This is a genomic window from Microbacterium sp. LBN7 (genome assembly GCF_045690345.1).
Classification (GTDB): Bacteria; Actinomycetota; Actinomycetes; order Actinomycetales; family Microbacteriaceae; genus Microbacterium.
In genome coordinates, this window is record NZ_CP147856.1 from 22,316 (window position 1) to 35,313 (window position 12,998).

Below are 12,998 nucleotides of genomic sequence, written 5' to 3' on the forward strand. Positions count from 1 at the left end.
ACGATGAGTGACAGTCTACGCAGACCTTGCTGAGACGGCCATCAGAAACGTCAACGAACGGCGAGGATGACGTCGATCGCCGCGTCGAGGAGGGCATCGACCTGCTCTTCGCGGTATCCCCCGCGCTGCATACGGAACGCGGCCGACCTGAGCTGCTCAGCGGTCAGACCCTCGCCGTCGCGGAGGTAGCGCACGATCCTCGTGGTCACGTGATCGACCTCGTCGATCCGGTAGCCGAAGGTGAGCAGACCGGTGCGCGCGAAGCGGTGACGACGGGGGCGAGCGAGATGATCCAGGATGAGCTGGGCGTCTTCTCGTGCCTGCTCCACCCACGCCCCCGCTCCGCGCGAGCGCACGACCTGCTCGCGCTCGCGCGCGGCGAACGCGTCCTCGACACGGCCCAGCGCGGCGTCCACGTCGGCGACGACGTACCCGCCCTTCACGAGCGGGAAGGACACGGTGCGCACGTCGACTGCGCCCATCTCGTCACGACCCGTCTCGAAGGCGCGTCGAGCCGATGCGAGGAAGGTGTCGACCGCCACGCGGTGATAGCCGCGCGTGCGACCCGTCGTCAGAGCGAACGCCGGCGGCGCCTGCGGCGCCGTCTGCTCGTCGATCCGGTCTTCAGTCATCAGAGAACCACCCAGGGAGAGAGAAGGAAGTACAGGCCCAGCGCGGGGATGGTCGACGGCAGGATGCTGTCCAGCCGGTCGAGCAGGCCGCCGTGCCCCGGCAGCCACGAGCTCATGTCCTTGATGCCGAGGTCCCGCTTGAGCATGGATTCGCCGAGGTCGCCGAGCGTCGCCGTGAGCAGGATCGATGCTCCGAAGATCAGCCCGGCCCACCACGGGAGGTCGAGGAGGAAGATCGCCAGCAGGACACCGGCGGCGAGAGAGGCGAGCACGGCGCCTCCGAAACCCTCCCACGTCTTCTTCGGGCTGATCTTGGGCGCCATCGGGTGACGACCGAACGCCAACCCCGCCGCGTACGCGCCCGTGTCGGCGGCGACCGCGATCGCGATGAAGCTCAGGACCCACCACTGGCCGCCCTCCTGCTCGAGCAGGATGAGAGCGACACCCGCGAGGAACGGCACGTAGATCTGCACGAAGCCGCTGATGACGGCATCCGCCAGCACTTCGCCGTAGGTGCGGCCGTCCTTCACGACCATCTGGCCGACGAGGCGCCACACGATCACGAACGCCACCGCGACGAAGACCATCACCCAGCAGAGCCAGGGCTCGGCGAAGTACGCGGAGAGCACGAGGAACGTCGCCGCGATCAGCTGCGGCACGACGTCGACGCGGCGACCGGAGGCGCGCAACGCGCGCGACAGCTCGTACACGCCGAGGAGAGCCGCGGCCAGAGCGAAAGGCACGAAGAGAGCCTTGATGAACAGCAGCGAGCCTAGCAGTGCGGCACCGAACGCGAGTCCGATCAGGGTCGCCAGGATCAGGTCCCGACCGGTGCGCTCCTTGATGCGCTCGTTCGCCTGGTCGATCTGATCCCGCGCGTGGGAGACGTGGCTGTTCAGCTCGTCTCTCCGCACGCGCCACTGCTCCCTGATCGCGTTGTGATCCGCGGTGTCCAGGGGGCCTGCGCCGGCGAGAGCCGCCTCGACGGGCGGCAGCGGCGGACGCGGCGGGACGGTCGCGGCGTCGAACGACGGGAAGGCCGCGTCGACGAGCGGAACGCCGTCGTCGGGGGTCACCGCATCGCCTGTCTCACCGTGCGTCGGCGATCGCCCCTCCTCGCCGCGTCTCGTGTCGTCGGACATCCGGACTACACCTCGAGGAGTTCGGCCTCTTTGCGCTTGAGAGCGTCGTCGATGAGGTCGACGTGCTGACGAGTCAGAGCATCGAGCTCCTTCTCGCCCCGCGCGAGTTCGTCCTCGCCGATCTCGCTCTTCAGCGCGTCGAGCTCGTCCTTCGCCTTGCGACGGATGCCGCGGACGTGCACCTTCGCGTCCTCGCCTTTGGACTTGACGAGCTTGACGTACTCCTTGCGGCGCTCCGCAGTCAGCTCCGGCATCGTGACGCGGACCAGGTTGCCGTCGTTCGTCGGGTTCGCGCCCAGATTCGGCATGTCGCGAACAGCCTGCTCGATCGCCTTGAGGGCCGACTTGTCATAGGGGGTGATGATGAGGGTGCGCGCCTCCTGGTTGGCCAGCGATGCGAGCTGGGCCAGCGGGGTCGGCGTTCCGTAGTAGTCCACGAGCAGCTTCTGGAACAGCTGCGGGTTCGCACGGCCGGTGCGCACCGTGGAGAAGTCCTCCTTGGCAGCCTCGACCGCCCGCGACATACGGGAGGTGGTTTCAGCGAGGACATCCGCGATCACGGTGACTCCTATCGTCGGGGTGTTCTGGAAATTCTATCGGGCGAAGGCCACTCCACCCGCTCTGGCACTCAGGCGGTGACGAGTGTCCCGATGGGCTCGCCCAGCAGCGCCCGTGTGACGTTGCCTGCGGGCTCCATCCCGAAGACGCGCATGTCCATGCTGTTGTCCATGCAGAGGCTGAACGCGGTCGAGTCGACGACCTTGAGGCCGCGCTGCAGGGCGTCGCGGTAGGTGACCCGCTCGATGCGCTCGGCGTCGGCGTGCTTGTTGGGGTCGGCCGTGTAGATGGCGTCGACGCCGTTCTTGGCGACGAGCACCTCCTGCGCGCCGATCTCCAGCGCGCGCTGGGCGGCGACGGTGTCCGTCGAGAAGTACGGGAGGCCGGCACCCGCTCCGAAGATCACGACGCGCCCCTTCTCGAGGTGGCGCTCCGCACGACGCGGGATGTACGGCTCCGCGACCTGCGTCATCGAGATGGCGGACTGCACGCGCGTCGCGGCCCCTGCCTGCTCGAGGAAGTCCTGCAGGGCGAGCGCGTTCATGACGGTGCCCAGCATGCCCATGTAGTCGGCACGGCCGCGGTCCATGCCGCGCTGGCTGAGCTCGGCGCCGCGGAAGAAGTTCCCTCCACCGACGACGATGGCGACCTCGACGCGATCGACGGCAGCGGCGATGTCGCGCGCGATCTGCGAGACCACATCGGGGCTGACGCCCAGCTGACCGGCCCCGAAAGCCTCACCGGAGAGCTTGAGAAGGACGCGGCGGCGTCCAGTGCGTTCAGTCATGTGTGGGGTGTCCTCTCGTCCCGATTCAAGATAGTGCCTCGTGGGCACGAAGAAGGGGTTCGGATCGCGATGATCCGAACCCCTTCGACAGTGTTACGCGCCGACCTTGAAGCGCGCGAAGTCGGTCACCGTGATACCGGCGTCCTTCGCGACCTGGGCGACGGAGAGCTTGTTGTCCTTCGCGTAGTCCTGCTCGAGCAGGGCGACCTGCTTGATGAACGCGGACACACGGCCCTCGACGATCTTGGGCAGCGCCGCTTCCGGCTTGCCCTCGTTGCGGGAGATCTCGGTGACGATCTCGCGCTCCTTCTCGACCGCGTCAGCCGGGACGTCCTCGCGAGCGAGGTACGACGGGTTGGCGAACGAGATGTGCTGGGCGATGCTGCGCGCGGTCTCGGCGTCGTCACCCGAGTAGGCGACGACGACGCCGATCTGCGGCGGCAGGTCCTTGCTGGTGCGGTGCAGGTAGACCTCGACCTTGTCGCCCGAGATCGTGCGCACGCGACGCAGTTCGACCTTCTCGCCGATGATCGCCGCCTCTTCCGAGATCAGCTGCTCGACGGTCTGCGATCCCGCAGCGGCAGCGAGGCCGGCCTCGACCGAGTCGGCCTTGACCGCTGCGACAGCGTCCGCGACCTTGTCGGCGAGCGTGATGAAGCGGTCGTTCTTGGCGACGAAGTCGGTCTCGCAGGCGAGCTCGATGAGCGTCACGGCGCCGTCCTGCTCGCGAGCGACGATCAGTCCCTCGCTGGTGGAACGGTCGGCGCGCTTCGCGTTGCCCTTCGCACCCTTCAGACGCAGGATCTCGGTGGCCTTCTCGACGTCTCCGTCAGCCTCCTCGAGCGCCTTCTTGGTGTCGACCATTCCCGTGCCGAGCTGCTCGCGCAGCGCCTTGAGGTCGGCGATGGTGAAGTTGGCCATGTGTGGTGGCTCCTTGCTTCGTTATGTATGTGTGTGAACGAGGGGATTACTTGGCGTCTGCGGCCTCGGCTGCGGCGACCTCAGCGGTCTCCTCACCGGAAGCGGCGGCGATCGCCTCGTCGTGCGCCTCGGCACCGGCCTCGTCGGCCGCGGTCTCGTCAGCAGCGGGCGTCTCGACGACAGCAGCCTCATCGGCGGTCGGCTCGACCGCAGCCGCGTCAGCGGACTCCTCGACGACGGGAGCGTCGGCGGGGGTCTCGAGAAGCTCCTTCTCCCACTCAGCCAGCGGCTCAGCGTCGCCCGACTCCGGGTTGTGCTTCTGCTGCAGGCCCTCGGCCGCGGCGTCGGCGATGATACGCGTCAGCAGCGAGACGGAGCGGATCGCGTCGTCGTTGCCGGGGATCGGGTACTGGAAGTCGTCCGGGTCGGCGTTGGTGTCGAGGATGCCGATCACCGGGATGCCGAGCTTCTTGGCCTCGTCGATGGCGAGGTGCTCGCGCTTGGCGTCGACGACCCAGATCGCCGACGGCGTCTTCGTGAGGTTGCGGATACCGCCGAGCGACTTGTGCAGCTTGTCGAGCTCGCGCTTCTTGAGAAGGAGCTCCTTCTTCGTGAAGCCGCTGTTCGCTGGGACCTCGTAGTCGAGCTCCTCGAGTTCCTTCATGCGAGCGAGACGCTTGGAGATCGTCTGGAAGTTGGTGAGGAGTCCACCGAGCCAGCGCTGGTTCACGAAGGGCTGGCCGACGCGCGTGGCCTGCTCGGCGAGGATCTCCTGCGCCTGCTTCTTGGTGCCGACGAAGAGGATCGTGCCGCCGTGGGCGACGGTCTCCTTGACGAAGTCGTAGGCCTTGTCGATGTAGCCGAGCGACTGCTGGAGGTCGATGATGTGGATGCCGCTGCGCTCGGTGAGGATGAAGCGCTTCACCTTCGGGTTCCACCGACGGGTCTGGTGTCCGAAGTGCACGCCGCTGTCGAGCAGCTGGCGGATGGTGACCACAGCCATGGTCGTCTCCTGGTTCTGACGCGATTCTGCGCCGTTGAGGTTGTCTGCCGATCTTCTGATCGGACTTCCTGGTGCCCGGCGCACTCCCGCCCGCTCGTGGAGCGGGACCTGTGGGAATGGATGCCGCGACCTCTGTCTCTGCAGACGCCGGTCGCTGTGGGCACGCGTAGTCACCCCGATATCGAGGTGCTCCTCCAGCATACAGGATGCGGCGGTCCGACTCGCGCTGCACCCCGCGGGGCTCGCACCTGCTTCTCCCCCATGACCGCGCCTCCGGCGCAGGACAGGAGCGGACCCCGCCGCCGTCGACCAGGATGCCGGGAATGCGCACCTCATCACGACTCGTGTCCGGGATCGCCCTGATCCTCCTCTCGCTGCTGTTCTCCCCTGCGCAGGTCGCAGCCGTCCCGCCTCCCGGAGCCGACGAAGTCCAGTGGCTCTGGCCGCTCGACGGCGTCCGCCAGGTGGTCGAGCCGTATCGCGCCCCCGCGCACGCCTACGGAGCGGGTCACCGCGGTGTCGATCTGGCAGCGCCCGCGGGAACGGTCGTCCTCGCTCCCGCCGCCGGGGTGATCGCGTTCCAGGGCACCGTCGTCGACCGCCCGCTGCTCACGATCGAGCATCACGGGGGCCTCGTCTCGACATTCGAGCCTCTTCAGTCGACGCTCCGGCCGGGCGATGCGGTCTCGGCCGGCGATGCGATCGGGGTGGTCGCCGTCGGCGGACACGCGACACCCGGGACGCTCCATCTGGGCGTGCGGCTCGACGGGGCCTACATCAACCCGATGATCCTGTTCGGCGATGTGCCGCGCGCGGTGCTGCTGCCGTGCTGCGACCCGGTCTGAGAACGTGCGGGCGCGCCGCAGCGAAGGTCATGCGCGCGGATGCGCCAGCCGGTAGGTCGCGGTCAGACGCTCGGCCGACACGTGGGTGTAGATCTGGGTGGTGCCGAGGCTGGCGTGGCCGAGGATCTCCTGCACGGCGCGCAGATCGGCGCCGCCGTCGAGGAGGTGGGTCGCCGCCGTATGCCGCAGAGCATGCGGGCCGACCGTCTCCGCTCCGACGATCGGCGCGAGCACGCGCGCGACGAGTGTGTAGACCGTGCGGGGTCCGATGCGCGCACCACGGCTGCCCAGCATCACGGCCGGGGTGGCCGCCACGGCGCGGACCATCAGCGCCGGTCTCCCCCTGGTCAGATAGGCGCGCACGGCATCGCGTGCCGGTGCACCGAAGGGGACGACGCGCTCCTTGGAGCCCTTGCCGAGGACCCGAGCCGTGCCACGGTCCAGATCGAGGTCGTCGATGTCCAAGCCGCAGAGCTCCGAGACGCGGATGCCTGATCCGTACAGCAGCTCGAGGATCGCATGGTCCCGCAGCGCGAGAGGGTCCCCGGAGTCCGCGGCGGTGCGGTGGGCGTCGAGAAGCTCCGACATCGAATCGCGCGAGGCCACCGTCGGCAGCGTGCGTCCCCTCTTCGGGGCGATCAGCCGCAGACTCGGGTCGTGCGCAACGAATCCCTGCTCCTGGGCCCAACTGAAGAACGACCGGGCGGCGGCGGCTCGTCGCGCCAGGGTCGACCTCGCGTCCCCGCGTTGCGTCGCCCGCCAGAGCCAGTCCCGCAGCACTTCGAGGTCGACATCTTCCAGAGCGATCGGGCCCGCTGATGCTCCGAGATCCCGCAGGTCCGAGCGATACGCCTTGACCGTCGCCGGCGACAGCCGACGCACCCGCTCGAGGTGATCGGCGAACGCCTCGGCAGCGACCGCGAGTTCCATGGACCCAGTCTGCCCGCGTTCTCGCGGCGGTGGCCGAAGCCCCGCCGTGACGGCGACGACGCGCGTCTCATGCGGGGGCTGTCGCCCGCAGGCGTCGCCAGCCCCTGTCATCGCGACGGACCTCCTCCTCGAGCTCGAGCAGGCCGAGCTGCGCGCGGACGCGGTCGGGCGGCAGCCCCGACCGGCGTACGAGCTCGTCGACGGATACGCGTGCCCTCGTGCTCATCGCGTCGAGCAGACGGATCCGATCCGGATCGACGGCTGGCACGTGCGACGATGTTCCGACGCCCATCCCCCAGAGCTCCCGCACCTCCGCAGCCGATGTCACGCACTGCGCGTCGTACTCGCGCAGCAGTCGATGACAGCCCGCGGATGCCGCCGAGGTCACCGGGCCCGGCACGGCACCGAGCGGACGCCCGAGCGCGGCGGCGTGCCCCGCCGTGTTCAGCGAACCGCTGCGCCACCCTGCTTCGATCACCACCGTCGCGTGCCCGAGCGCTGCGATCAGGCGATTGCGCGCGAGGAACCGCCACTTGGTGGGCGCCGCGCCGCAGGGCGGCTCGCTGACCACAGCACCTCGAGCGGCGATCTGCCCGATCAGATGCTGGTGACCTGCCGGGTAGGCACGATCGACGCCGCCGGCCAGGAACGCGACCGTCGCGCCGCTCACGCCGAGTGCCGCCCGATGCGCCGCCCCGTCGATGCCGTAGGCGCCTCCCGACACGATGACCGTGCCGGTGGCGGCGAGATCTCCCGCGAGCTCCGCCGCCACGTGTTCGCCATACCCGCTGGAGGCCCGCGCCCCGACGAGAGATGCCCGAGGCTCGGCGACCAGAAGCTCCGCCCTGCCCCGCACCCAGAGCGCCGTCGGCGCATTGGCTCCGAGGTCGTCGAGCGACGCCGGCCAGCACGCATCACCGGGGAGCAGCAGCGTCGCGTCGATGTCGTGCGCGCCCCGCAGCGCATCACGCACGGCGCGCGGATCGGCGCGCGGCATCCACCGCTTGCGCGCCTCGCTCAGAGCGCGCTGTCCGGTGCCGGCGACGTCCAGGAGCGCGAACGCGCCCTGCCGCGAGCCTCCGACGGCGACGGCCAGCGCATCGACCGCTCCGAGCTCGCCGATCAGCGTCCCCGCCACGGCATCGCCGGGCTCCGCGACGACGCTCCAGGCGACCCGCGCCAGAGCCTCGGCGACCTCATCCTCCCGTCGCAGCCGACGTGCGGCATCGACGATCTCGGCATCGCCGAGCAGCCTCTCGATCATGGAGTCAGTCCTCTCTTCAGGTGCAGCGCCCGGCCGATCTCGTCGAGGCCCGGACTCTCGAGATCCGCGAGGTCGGCCATCGTCCAGGCCAGCCGGAGCACGCGGTCGTATCCGCGCAGCGTGAGAGAGCCGCGTTCGAGTGCACGGTCCAGCGCGGCGCGGGTCGCCGGCGGAAGCCGCAGCGCGCCCTGACGCAGCCAGGTCCCCGGAACGTCGGCGTTGCGTCGCCACGGTGTGCTCCGCCATCGATCGGCCGCGCGTGCGCGCGCCGTCTCCACGCGCTCCCGGGCTCGCGCCGTCGTCACCTCGGAGCGGCCGCCGGCCGTCGCCCGGGATGCCGCGACCCGGGTCACCGACAGGTCGATGTCGACGCGATCCCGCAGCGGCCCGGACAGGCGCATCGCGTACCGCCTGATGCCGGCGGGAGGGCATACGCACTCCGCCCCTCGCACGCCGTAGTTTCCGCACGGACACGGATTCATGGCCAGGAGTAGCTGGAACCCGGCAGGGAATCTCGCCGTGAAGCCCGCCCTGTGGACGTCGATCACGCCGGATTCGAGCGGTTGCCGCAGCGCGTCGAGCGCGGCGCGCGAGAATTCGGCGGCCTCATCGAGGAAGAGCACCCCACGATGCGCCCTGGCTATCGCGCCGGGCCGGGCCACGCGCGAGCCGCCGCCCACCAGGGCGGCGACGGACGCGCTGTGGTGCGGTGCTTCGAGCGGAGGGAGCGGGTCGAGGGCCGTCACCGTCTCGCCGCTGAGCGACCGGATGGAGGCGACTTCGAGCGCCTCCTGCTCCCCCAGGGCGGGGAGGATCCCGGGAAGGCGCCGGGCGAGCATCGTCTTCCCTGCACCCGGCGGCCCGCTCAACAGGAGATGATGACCGCCGGCCGCGGCCACGACGAGGGCCTCGACCGCCTCCTCCTGTCCGACCACGTCGGCAAGGTCGAGAGCCGCTTCGCGCACCGACGACGCACGGCCGACGGCGACGGCATCGACGTCCGGCACCTCGACGTCCGCACCGTGCCAGACCGCGACCTCGGCGAGGGAGGCGGCGGCCCGCACCTCGACGCCCGGCACCAGCCGGGCCTCGGCCTCGTTCCCCCTCGGCACGATGATGCGCTGGAAGCCCGCTCCGGCGGCAGCGAACACCGCGGGCAGGACTCCGGGGACCGGCCGGATGCGCCCGTCGAGCCCCAGCTCGCCGATGTGGACGGTGTCCGCGATCGAACGGCGTCCGATCGCGCCGCCCGCGGCCAGGGTCGAGACCGCGATCCCGAGGTCGAATCCCGCGCCGTGCTTCGGCAGGCTCGCCGGTGAGAGGTTGACCGTGAGACGGCGGCGCGGGAGGTCGAGGCCCGCGTTCTTGCACGCGTTGTGCACGCGTTGGACCGCTTCACCGAGCGACTTGTCGGGGAGCCCGATGATCTTGAAGTCCGGGGTCTGGTTCGAGAGATCGGCCTCGATCTCGACCATGTGCCCGTCGACGCCGGTGAGGGCGACGGCCCAGGTACGCGCGGTGCTCACGAGATGTCCACGAGATGCTCGAGCACACCGACGGCCGGGTCGCCACCGATGATGCCGATCGCCTCGATGCGCAGGTCGAGTCCGCGGGCGAGCTCCGGGTGCGCGGCCCTCCAGGCGAACGCCAGCCCCCAGAGGCGCCGTCTCTTCCGCTCATCGATGGCCTCGAACGGGTGGCCGAAGGCCGCTGAGCGTCGTGTCTTCACCTCGATGACGGCCAGGTGCGCTCCCCGCGCGGCGACGATATCGATCTCGCCCTGCGCACACCGCCAGTTGCGATCCAGCACGGTGTAGCCGTGCCGCGTCAGGTGCTGCGCTGCGCGCTCTTCACCGGCTCTTCCGAGTTCGTCCTTCGCTGCCATGCCGACAGCATCGCGCCCGGTCGCGACACGAGGCGGCGAGGATCAGGGGAGCTCCTGACGACTCGGGAGAAGATCCTCGACCCGAGATCTGTGGAGAGAGGGTGTCACTCGCCGTCGAGCGAGAGCTCCTGCGGCAGCTCGAACTCGCGACGCTGGAGTTCCTCGACGTTGACGTCCTTGAAGGTGAGCACCCGCACGGCCTTGACGAAGCGGTCGGCGCGATAGATGTCCCACACCCACACGTCGCTCATCGAGATCTCGAAGTAGAAGTCGTGCTCGGTGTCGCGTCGCACGACGTTGACCTCGTTCGCCAGGTAGAACCGGCGCTCGGTCTCGACGACGTACTGGAACTGGGACACGACGTCCCGGTACTCACGGAACAGAGCCAGCTCGAGCTCGCGGTCGTAGTCGTCGAAGGCTTCCTCATCCATGATGTGTCCATCCTAGAGTCGCTCGCCGCCCTGCGCGGCATCCGCCGTGTCCGAGGTCGCCGCCGCCGGTCAGAACAGCGTGGGGGCGTCTGTGATGGCCCAGGAGGCCCGGTGGAACGGCGAGAGCCCGATCTCCCGGATCGCCTCCCGGTGCTCGAGGCTCGCGTAGCCCTTGTTGCGGTCCCACTGGTACGCGCTGTGGCTGCCGTGCAGCTCGGTCATCAGACCGTCGCGGGCCACCTTCGCGATGACGGATGCCGCCGACACCGAGGCGCAGTCGCGGTCGGCCTTGATGACGGGACGCACACGCAGCGGCACCGGGTGCACCTTAGACACGTAGTCGTGGTTTCCGTCGAGCAGGACGAGGGCGTTCTCGAGAACAGCACCCTGGTCGACGACGGACTGCACGGCGCGGGATGCCGCGAGCCCCAGGGCGCGCATGATCCCGACCTCATCGATCTCCGCCGCGCTCGCCCAGCCGACGGCGGAGGCCTGCACCCACGCTGCCGCGCGCGCCGCGACCTCGGGTCGGCGCTTCTCCGTGACGAGCTTCGAGTCGCGGAGTCCTTCGGGCACACGTCGGCGGGCGCCGGCGGCGTCCATGACCGCCGCGCCGACGGCGACGGGGCCGGCCAGCGCACCCCGACCCACCTCGTCGAGCGAGATGATCAGCTCGCACTCGCCCAGGAGCCTGCGCTCCAGGGTCAGTCTCGGCGTGGCGACGGTCATTCCGGATCGGGGACGCCGTTGAAGATCTGGTGGTGACCGTCGATGGCCCCCAGCCGATCGAGGGGCCAGGTGGTGAGGAAGGCCTTGCCCACGACGTTCGCCAAGGGGACGAATCCGCCGCTGGGCAGTTCCTGGTGCGCGCGCGAGTCGCGCGAGCGGTCGCGGTTGTCCCCCAGCAGCCACACGGAGTCCTCCGGGACGACGACGTCGAACGGCTCGTTGGAGGCCGCGGTGTCGCCCTCCGGCAGGTTCAGGTAGCTGAGCTCGTCGATCGGCGCCCCGTTGATCGTGATCTGGCCGAGCGCGTTGCAGCACACGACCCGGTCACCCGCGACGCCGATGACGCGCTTGACGAGATGGTCCTGCGAATCGGTCGCAGAGATGCCGACGAAGTTCAGCACCCAGTCGACGGCCTCGACGAGCGGCGGCTGCGCCGGCGTCTGCGGCTGGCCGTCGAGCCAGCCGCCCGGATCCTTGAAGACCACGACGTCGCCGCGCTCGTACCCGGTCCAGCGCGGCGTGAGCTCGTCGACGAGGATCCGGTCGTTGATGAGCAGCGTGCGCTCCATGGACGCGGAGGGGATGTAGAACGACCGCACGACGAAGGACTTGACCACGAACGAGACGAGTGCGGCGATCAGGATGATGACGAGCACGTCGCGGAGGAAGACGAGGAACCCCCGACGGCGTCGGGACGAGGACGCGGTCGCGGTCGGAGAGTCGGTCATGAGGTTCCTTCGCAGTGTTCACCGCCGAGATCACGGGCGTATCAAGGTTCGCACACCCGGGGCACAACAAAGCACCCCGGGACATCGTGTCCCGGGGTGCTGTGGAGTTGCTGCGACTCAGCGGTCGCGCTTCTCCTTGATCTTCGCCTTCTTGCCACGGAGCTGGCGGAGGTAGTAGAGCTTCGCGCGACGCACGTCACCGCGGGTGACGACCTCGATGTGGTCGATCACCGGGGAGTGCACCGGGAAGGTGCGCTCGACGCCCACCTGGAAGCTGATCTTGCGGACCGTGAAGGTCTCGCGCACGCCGTCGCCCTGGCGGCCGATGACGACGCCCTGGAAGACCTGGATACGAGAACGGTTGCCCTCGGTGATGTTCACGTGGACCTTCACGTTGTCACCGGGGTGGAAGACGGGGATGTCGGAACGGAGTGAAGCCGCGTCGACGGCGTCGAGGATCTGCATGATCGTCTCTCTCTGCACTCGCCACAGGTCGGATGCATGATTTCAGAAGGAACAAGAAAGGGATGTGCCGTACGGCGCTGACGCGTCCGCGGGCTCCCCTGAGGCAGAGCCGGACACGGCACAAAGAACCATTCTGCCACGGATGCAGTCCGCCGCCAAAACGACGCGTCAGTCGCGGCTGTCGGTCTCCCTGACCACGATGACCTCGTGCGCCCGCGTCGGCGGGGCCTGCTCGTCGGACGCGGGGATCGTCGACCAGGAGATCGTCTCGCGCAGCCGCGCACCGCTCCCCTTGGCCTCGTTCCACAGCTGCCACAGCTGCAGCCAGACGAGGCCGATCCCGACGACGATCGCGGCGGCCAGCAGCCATCCGAACGCGCCGTCGATGAAGAATCCCACGGCGATCGTCAGCCCGTGCCAGAGCGCGAATCCGGCGACGTCCCACCAGGAGACGGCGCGCTCGATCCGCACCGAGGGCCGGGAGCGCGTGAGCAGCGTGAGCACGAGCTGACCCACGAACACCGACGGCATCGCGATCAGCAGCACCCAGAGGATGGACCAGCCGCCCTGGAAGACGCCCCATCCGATCAGCAGCCACAGGGGCAGCAGGAACGCGGCCGGCACGAGCCAGCGGAAGAACGCCTGACGCAACCACATGCTCAGATCGTACGGCGCCGA

16 protein-coding genes are annotated in these 12,998 nt (G+C 69.3%); 1 reads left to right on the forward strand and 15 read right to left on the reverse strand.

Annotation, left to right across the window (positions count from 1 at the left end; all coding sequences use genetic code 11):
- Window positions 1-50 precede the first annotated feature (50 nt).
- The 6 genes from LBN7_RS00085 to rpsB form a co-directional block, all read right to left on the reverse strand.
- Complete coding sequence (locus tag LBN7_RS00085) at window positions 51-632, reverse strand: DivIVA domain-containing protein (RefSeq protein ID WP_407360619.1); 582 nt, start codon at window positions 630-632, stop codon at window positions 51-53.
- On the reverse strand, window positions 632-1,774 hold the full coding sequence (locus LBN7_RS00090; protein WP_116635056.1) for a phosphatidate cytidylyltransferase: 1,143 nt from the start codon (window positions 1,772-1,774) through the stop codon (window positions 632-634). The genes LBN7_RS00085 and LBN7_RS00090 overlap by 1 nt, the downstream gene beginning before the upstream one ends.
- Window positions 1,775-1,779: 5 nt before the next feature.
- Window positions 1,780-2,334 carry a ribosome recycling factor gene (gene frr / locus LBN7_RS00095; protein WP_116635057.1) on the reverse strand — a complete coding sequence of 185 codons (555 nt, stop codon included), beginning with the start codon at window positions 2,332-2,334 and terminating at the stop codon, window positions 1,780-1,782.
- A gap of 68 nt (window positions 2,335-2,402) precedes the next feature.
- Window positions 2,403-3,119 carry a UMP kinase gene (pyrH, locus tag LBN7_RS00100; RefSeq protein ID WP_017202017.1) on the reverse strand — a complete coding sequence of 239 codons (717 nt, stop codon included), beginning with the start codon at window positions 3,117-3,119 and terminating at the stop codon, window positions 2,403-2,405.
- A gap of 93 nt (window positions 3,120-3,212) precedes the next feature.
- Window positions 3,213-4,040, reverse strand: a complete 828-nt coding sequence (gene tsf / locus LBN7_RS00105) for a translation elongation factor Ts (RefSeq protein WP_116635058.1) — start codon at window positions 4,038-4,040, stop codon at window positions 3,213-3,215.
- 46 nt (window positions 4,041-4,086) lie between these two features.
- Window positions 4,087-5,043, reverse strand: coding sequence for a 30S ribosomal protein S2 (gene rpsB / locus LBN7_RS00110; RefSeq protein ID WP_407360620.1), 957 nt, complete (start codon window positions 5,041-5,043; stop codon window positions 4,087-4,089).
- A gap of 323 nt (window positions 5,044-5,366) precedes the next feature.
- On the opposite strand from rpsB, the gene LBN7_RS00115 reads away from it, so the two are divergent.
- Window positions 5,367-5,888, forward strand: a complete 522-nt coding sequence (locus tag LBN7_RS00115) for a murein hydrolase activator EnvC family protein (protein ID WP_407360621.1) — start codon at window positions 5,367-5,369, stop codon at window positions 5,886-5,888.
- A gap of 27 nt (window positions 5,889-5,915) precedes the next feature.
- On the opposite strand, the gene LBN7_RS00120 is transcribed toward LBN7_RS00115, so the two are convergent.
- The 9 genes from LBN7_RS00120 to LBN7_RS00160 form a co-directional block, all read right to left on the reverse strand.
- Window positions 5,916-6,818 (reverse strand): tyrosine recombinase XerC, encoded by a 903-nt coding sequence (locus LBN7_RS00120; protein WP_407360622.1) that lies wholly within the window; start codon window positions 6,816-6,818, stop codon window positions 5,916-5,918.
- A gap of 67 nt (window positions 6,819-6,885) precedes the next feature.
- The gene (dprA, locus tag LBN7_RS00125; protein WP_407360623.1) at window positions 6,886-8,082 is read right to left on the reverse strand and encodes a DNA-processing protein DprA; all 1,197 of its coding nucleotides are present in this window, start codon (window positions 8,080-8,082) and stop codon (window positions 6,886-6,888) included.
- Window positions 8,079-9,608 carry a YifB family Mg chelatase-like AAA ATPase gene (locus LBN7_RS00130; protein ID WP_407360624.1) on the reverse strand — a complete coding sequence of 510 codons (1,530 nt, stop codon included), beginning with the start codon at window positions 9,606-9,608 and terminating at the stop codon, window positions 8,079-8,081. Before LBN7_RS00130 ends, dprA begins: the two co-directional genes overlap by 4 nt.
- The gene (locus LBN7_RS00135; protein ID WP_116635064.1) at window positions 9,605-9,967 is read right to left on the reverse strand and encodes a YraN family protein; all 363 of its coding nucleotides are present in this window, start codon (window positions 9,965-9,967) and stop codon (window positions 9,605-9,607) included. The genes LBN7_RS00130 and LBN7_RS00135 overlap by 4 nt, the downstream gene beginning before the upstream one ends.
- Window positions 9,968-10,071: 104 nt before the next feature.
- Complete coding sequence (locus tag LBN7_RS00140; RefSeq protein ID WP_017204525.1) at window positions 10,072-10,398, reverse strand: DUF2469 family protein; 327 nt, start codon at window positions 10,396-10,398, stop codon at window positions 10,072-10,074.
- A 69-nt stretch (window positions 10,399-10,467) separates the two neighbouring features.
- Window positions 10,468-11,127 (reverse strand): ribonuclease HII, encoded by a 660-nt coding sequence (locus tag LBN7_RS00145; protein ID WP_341945482.1) that lies wholly within the window; start codon window positions 11,125-11,127, stop codon window positions 10,468-10,470.
- The gene (gene lepB, locus LBN7_RS00150; protein WP_407360625.1) at window positions 11,124-11,855 is read right to left on the reverse strand and encodes a signal peptidase I; all 732 of its coding nucleotides are present in this window, start codon (window positions 11,853-11,855) and stop codon (window positions 11,124-11,126) included. Before lepB ends, LBN7_RS00145 begins: the two co-directional genes overlap by 4 nt.
- A gap of 117 nt (window positions 11,856-11,972) precedes the next feature.
- On the reverse strand, window positions 11,973-12,320 hold the full coding sequence (rplS, locus tag LBN7_RS00155; RefSeq protein ID WP_116635067.1) for a 50S ribosomal protein L19: 348 nt from the start codon (window positions 12,318-12,320) through the stop codon (window positions 11,973-11,975).
- A 168-nt stretch (window positions 12,321-12,488) separates the two neighbouring features.
- On the reverse strand, window positions 12,489-12,977 hold the full coding sequence (locus LBN7_RS00160; RefSeq protein ID WP_116635068.1) for an MFS transporter permease: 489 nt from the start codon (window positions 12,975-12,977) through the stop codon (window positions 12,489-12,491).
- Between the last annotated feature and the right edge of the window lie 21 nt (window positions 12,978-12,998).

What these genes read in the sequence shown, in the direction of transcription:
- LBN7_RS00120 (WP_407360622.1), bottom strand. Translation starts at nt 6,818, where the DNA reads ATGGAACTCGCGGTCGCTGCCGAGGCGTTCGCCGATCACCTCGAGCGG.
- rplS (WP_116635067.1), bottom strand. Translation starts at nt 12,320, where the DNA reads ATGCAGATCCTCGACGCCGTCGACGCGGCTTCACTCCGTTCCGACATC.
- pyrH (WP_017202017.1), bottom strand. Translation starts at nt 3,119, where the DNA reads ATGACTGAACGCACTGGACGCCGCCGCGTCCTTCTCAAGCTCTCCGGT.
- LBN7_RS00160 (WP_116635068.1), bottom strand. Translation starts at nt 12,977, where the DNA reads ATGTGGTTGCGTCAGGCGTTCTTCCGCTGGCTCGTGCCGGCCGCGTTC.
- LBN7_RS00140 (WP_017204525.1), bottom strand. Translation starts at nt 10,398, where the DNA reads ATGGATGAGGAAGCCTTCGACGACTACGACCGCGAGCTCGAGCTGGCT.
- lepB (WP_407360625.1), bottom strand. Translation starts at nt 11,855, where the DNA reads ATGACCGACTCTCCGACCGCGACCGCGTCCTCGTCCCGACGCCGTCGG.
- dprA (WP_407360623.1), bottom strand. Translation starts at nt 8,082, where the DNA reads ATGATCGAGAGGCTGCTCGGCGATGCCGAGATCGTCGATGCCGCACGT.
- rpsB (WP_407360620.1), bottom strand. Translation starts at nt 5,043, where the DNA reads ATGGCTGTGGTCACCATCCGCCAGCTGCTCGACAGCGGCGTGCACTTC.
- LBN7_RS00115 (WP_407360621.1), top strand. Translation starts at nt 5,367, where the DNA reads ATGCGCACCTCATCACGACTCGTGTCCGGGATCGCCCTGATCCTCCTC.
- LBN7_RS00135 (WP_116635064.1), bottom strand. Translation starts at nt 9,967, where the DNA reads ATGGCAGCGAAGGACGAACTCGGAAGAGCCGGTGAAGAGCGCGCAGCG.
- LBN7_RS00145 (WP_341945482.1), bottom strand. Translation starts at nt 11,127, where the DNA reads ATGACCGTCGCCACGCCGAGACTGACCCTGGAGCGCAGGCTCCTGGGC.
- tsf (WP_116635058.1), bottom strand. Translation starts at nt 4,040, where the DNA reads ATGGCCAACTTCACCATCGCCGACCTCAAGGCGCTGCGCGAGCAGCTC.
- LBN7_RS00090 (WP_116635056.1), bottom strand. Translation starts at nt 1,774, where the DNA reads ATGTCCGACGACACGAGACGCGGCGAGGAGGGGCGATCGCCGACGCAC.
- LBN7_RS00085 (WP_407360619.1), bottom strand. Translation starts at nt 632, where the DNA reads ATGACTGAAGACCGGATCGACGAGCAGACGGCGCCGCAGGCGCCGCCG.